This window comes from candidate division KSB1 bacterium (genome assembly GCA_022562085.1).
Taxonomy (GTDB): Bacteria; Zhuqueibacterota; Zhuqueibacteria; order Oceanimicrobiales; family Oceanimicrobiaceae; genus Oceanimicrobium.
Genome location: JADFPY010000385.1, coordinates 1 through 4,148 on the forward strand (window position 1 = coordinate 1; position 4,148 = coordinate 4,148).

Below are 4,148 nucleotides of genomic sequence, written 5' to 3' on the forward strand. Positions count from 1 at the left end.
TTGAAATTAAGTTAACCAAACCCTAAGGACACAAAATGGCGTGGATAAAAACCATCAAAGAAAATGCAGCTCAGGACTCGCTAAAAGAGTTTTACAAAAAACATATGACCCCTGAAGGCGTTGTCGACAACATTCTTAAAATTCACAGCCTGAATGTGCCTTCGCTGCAAGGGCATTATGATTTTTATCGCACGCTCATGTACGGAAAATCAGATTTGAGCCGGGTGCAACGAGAGATGATCGCGGTGGTGGTTTCCGTGATCAACAAATGCCACTACTGAATAACACATCACGGAGCGGGTCTCCGTCGGCTTACGAAGAATGAGGCACTTTTGGAGCATCTCAAACGGGATTACCGAAACGCGCCCATCTCCAGCGCAGACCTGGCGATGCTCGATTACGCAGTGAAACTCACTAAAACGCCCTGGGAAATGGCACAGGAAGATGTTGACAAACTCCGCGGAGAAGATTTTAGCGATGCCGCGATTTTAGATATCAACCAGATCACCGGCTACTATAATTTTGTCAACCGCTTAGCTGACGGCTTAGGGGTGGAGCTGGAATCTTACTGGCGAAAAAAAGGCTAACCCAAACCATGCCACGAACTTTTCTGTCCCTCCTGCCCCTGCTCTTTCTCGCTTACTTTTACTGCGGTTGGAAGCTTTATCATTCCCTTGCCAATATCTTTCCCTGGCCAAAAGAGCAAGTCAGTTTTTATCTGATCGGCGTTTTATGCTACCTGAATTTGCATCCTTTTTTACTTTTAGTTCTGCATGTTTTTAAACTTAAAAAATTAGCAAAATCGGTCCGCGAGGGGTTTAAACCCTGGGATATTTTATTCACCTATCCATTCTGGATTGGGCTGATCTTGATCGTTGAAGTCCTGCCATTGTTACTTGTTTTGGATTTTATTAAACTGCCTTTTTATCCTTTTTATGACCGGTTTAAGTCCATATGGCTGCCGCTGCAATACCGGGTGACTCTGGCGATATTTGCCGTTTTCCTCATTTATGTTTTGATTCGATTGCTGCTCGATACAAACCGGATACAAATCTCGAAAGTCAGTTACAGTTTAAAGTCTTTGCCGGAAAATTTGGATGGACTTAAAATTGTTCACATTAGCGACGTTCATGCAGGCCCGAGGACAAAGCTGCGAAAAATCAGACGTTATGTCAAAAAAGTGAACCGGCTCAATCCCGATTTGATTTTTTTTACCGGCGACCTGGTGACTTCCGGTACCAAGTTTATAGCACCGGCAGCGGAGCTCTTGGGTAAGCTCGAAGCGAAATACGGCGTCTGTGGATGTTTGGGAGACCACGATGTCTGGTCAGACTCGCAACAGGTTCTGCAGCATCTTAATGATAATGATATAACCACATTAGAGGACAAAAATCATTTTATTCGAATTGGGTTCGACAGCCTGATGGTTACATTTATTACCAACACCTATTCCCGGCGGGCGAATCTGGAGAAATTAAATTATTTGATGGGACAGCAGCCCCGCGGCTTCCTGGATATTTTGATTTCTCACCAACCATCGGAAAGCGTGATTGAGTTGGCGGCAGAAAGGGGCTACCACATTTTCCTGGCCGGGCACACACATGGCGGCCAGGTGGTGTTTAAGCCTTTTGGCTTTACCCTGACGCCGCCGCGACTTGAAACACCGTTTTATAAGGGAATCTATGGTTCGGGTAAAATGCTGGTGAGTGTTAATAATGGGCTGGGACTGACGTTTGCCCCCCTGCGATATCGCGCGCCCGCCGAAGTTACCCTGATTAAAATTCTTAAAAGCAGACGCTAAATCTTATTGCTCTTCCCAATTTTGAGCAAGAATTTTCGTATTCTCCTCAAAAACAACCTGGATCTTATCTTCGGTTAAAATTTTCGTAATGATACCGATGCCAAACCTTTTGTGGTTAATCGACTCAATTTCACCGTAATCGGCAGTCATGCTGTAATCGACTGCTAGACTCTGATCAATTTTTCCCATGAGGGTGCCCCAGTCGGCTTTTCTTCTTCTTCTAACTGTCGGGGCACCGTCCTCTTTTTTCGGTCTGCCCCGTTTAGGTTTGGGCGCTTCTTCGGAATCGAGCGGTGGTTTATATACATGCGTGGCGTTACACGCTTTGCACATCACTTTTTTTACAACATCATCTGTAATGGTCGTTATAACATGTACGGTATCGGCTTTACATGGCTTGCAATGTGCTTCAATCTCTTTTCCAACTTCAGGCGTTTTTTCAGCTTTAGTCGTTTTTGCAGCTTTAGGCATAGGTTTCCTCTTTAAGTCGTTAAAAAACTTCTAAATATAGGGAAAAAAAGGTTAAAATGCCACCGAAATTTTGTAAAATTCAAAAAAATAATATTTTGTAGCGCTGAACCAGTTAACGCAGCAGAATCATTTTTCGTGTCTGTATTAAATCACCGGCCCACAACTTGTAAAAATAAACGCCGCTGGCAACTCTATCACCTGAGTCACTTTCCCCGCGCCATTTCACTTGGTATTCACCGGCCTGTTGATTTGTATCCAAAAGTGTGGTCACTTTTTGACCGGCCGTGTTGTAAATAGTCAGCTCGACTTTGGAGGTTTTTCCCAGTCGATATGAAATGGTGGTGGTTGGGTTAAACGGGTTGGGGTAGTTCTGCGCCAATTGAAAGAGTTCCGGCTGGTTTGGATCATCGATTCCGGTAACCGGAGTTGGTTCAAATTTGTAGATTTCGCCGGCGAAGTAGTCGAGTATGTAGAGCTCGTTTTGCGCGTCAATTCCAAAGGAGGAGATAAAAAGATTTGTGTTTAATAAAAGTGAATCAGCAGTAACTTGCTGTTTTCATATCTGAGCATCCAGATTATGCCGGTCTCGAAATCTCCGTAAATGTATGCCCCGGTGAGCTCCGGGCTCGCGGCGCCTCGATAAATATACCCGCCGGTAATAGAACGCGCCACATTTCGGCCATGATCGACGATAGGCAGAGTTAACCCGGTTTGATCACAGCCGGAGGAAGGATTAAAACAGTTGAATCCTTCCATAATGCGCCAGCCGTAATTGCCGCCTTTTTCAATCAAATCAATTTCTTCTTTGGCGCTCTGCCCGACATCTCCGGCCCAGATTTCACCTGATAGTTTATCAATACTGAAGCGCCAGACATTCCGCAAGCCATACGCAAAAACCTCTTCCCGCACTCCGCCGCCTTCTCCAACAAACTCGATCGCCCAGAGACCTCGCTCACGGGAATATGCGTCTTGTTACCCACAAGCGTCGGATCCACATGCTCATAACTCGATTTCACCTTCCGAACCGCGTCCGCATGCATTCCGCCCTTATGCGTAAAGGCGTCCCGGCCCACGAAGGGATCCGAATCGTCCGGTACCATATTCGCCAGCTCGGCCACAAAATGGCTCAAATTGCTGAGGTTCCGAAGATTCTCCGAACTCACAACGTTCCCCGGCTGCGCACGCGGCGATTACGGATATGCGCTCAAAATGGTTGTCCCACCGAACCTCCGACAACCCAACACAAATACTGCAAACAGCATCAAGCGGAATGGAAAGCATCGCGGTGGACAACGGTTCCTTGCACACAGTGTGACAAGCCGGTCGCATGGCGAGTATCTGACCTCCGAAGACAAACAACAAATCTGGAACGAGTAGCAAGAAATCCGCTCAGAAAAAGTCTTCAAACCATGTTTTTTTGCGACAAAGAGTGTCAGGGCATTTATTCGGGCACGCACTACGGCTGGGGCAACGCGAATCATCCAATCCACCAGGAAGAGGCCGGGTAGATGCGCACCGTCGCCACACAGCTTCACGAACGAAACAAACAGCTTATCGAGTTCGTAACAACGAGCGACGAGCACGGTATCTATCCGGCACTGAAGATAGCCGGGAAGCGGTTTGGCATAACTCGTGAGCGAGTGAGGCAGATTCTCAAGGCTCACAACATCACGAAAACACGGTTCCGCCGCTGGCGTGGCCGTTGCATCAGAGACGGCTGTCTGAATGAGCGGACGGTTGCAAACCGTTTGCATTGCACCAGACACACCCATGCCGGTAAGTGGGCCGAACGAGTCACGTTGATGTGCCATGTCTGCGGCAAACAGTTTCAGCGCAGAAACAACATCGTAGACAGCAAACAAAACCAGGAATTTAT

9 protein-coding genes are annotated in these 4,148 nt (G+C 47.0%); 6 read left to right on the top strand and 3 right to left on the bottom strand.

The features are described from left to right. Positions 1-35: 35 nt before the first annotated feature. The 3 genes from IH879_20790 to IH879_20800 are packed head-to-tail and all read left to right on the top strand — an operon-like array spanning position 36 to position 1,801. Positions 36-281, top strand: a complete 246-nt coding sequence (locus IH879_20790; protein ID MCH7677366.1) for a carboxymuconolactone decarboxylase family protein — start codon at positions 36-38, stop codon at positions 279-281. 51 nt (positions 282-332) lie between these two features. Then, positions 333-587, top strand: a complete 255-nt coding sequence (locus IH879_20795) for a peroxidase (protein ID MCH7677367.1) — start codon at positions 333-335, stop codon at positions 585-587. 8 nt (positions 588-595) lie between these two features. Next, a complete protein-coding gene (locus IH879_20800; GenBank protein ID MCH7677368.1) occupies positions 596-1,801 on the top strand; it encodes a metallophosphoesterase in 1,206 nt (401 codons plus the stop codon). A gap of 3 nt (positions 1,802-1,804) precedes the next feature. Here the strand turns inward: IH879_20800 and IH879_20805 are convergent, their stop codons facing one another. Together IH879_20805 and IH879_20810 are read right to left on the bottom strand one after the other, a co-directional pair. Continuing rightward, the gene (locus IH879_20805; protein ID MCH7677369.1) at positions 1,805-2,272 is read right to left on the bottom strand and encodes a hypothetical protein; all 468 of its coding nucleotides are present in this window, start codon (positions 2,270-2,272) and stop codon (positions 1,805-1,807) included. 112 nt (positions 2,273-2,384) lie between these two features. Continuing rightward, positions 2,385-2,651, bottom strand: a complete 267-nt coding sequence (locus IH879_20810) for a T9SS type A sorting domain-containing protein (protein ID MCH7677370.1) — start codon at positions 2,649-2,651, stop codon at positions 2,385-2,387. Here IH879_20810 and IH879_20815 point away from each other — a divergent pair, their 5' ends adjacent. Further along, a complete protein-coding gene (locus IH879_20815) occupies positions 2,652-2,798 on the top strand; it encodes a hypothetical protein (GenBank protein ID MCH7677371.1) in 147 nt (48 codons plus the stop codon). On the opposite strand, the gene IH879_20820 is transcribed toward IH879_20815, so the two are convergent. Beyond that, positions 2,795-3,181 (bottom strand): PQQ-dependent sugar dehydrogenase, encoded by a 387-nt coding sequence (locus IH879_20820; protein ID MCH7677372.1) that lies wholly within the window; start codon positions 3,179-3,181, stop codon positions 2,795-2,797. The genes IH879_20815 and IH879_20820 overlap by 4 nt on opposite strands. A gap of 140 nt (positions 3,182-3,321) precedes the next feature. Here IH879_20820 and IH879_20825 point away from each other — a divergent pair, with 140 nt between their 5' ends. Both IH879_20825 and IH879_20830 read left to right on the top strand, forming a co-directional pair. Continuing rightward, positions 3,322-3,780: a hypothetical protein gene (locus IH879_20825; GenBank protein ID MCH7677373.1), complete on the top strand. Its 459-nt coding sequence runs from the start codon at positions 3,322-3,324 to the stop codon at positions 3,778-3,780. Continuing rightward, a partial coding sequence (locus IH879_20830) for a hypothetical protein (GenBank protein MCH7677374.1) occupies positions 3,781-4,148 on the top strand: 368 nt, incomplete at its 3' end.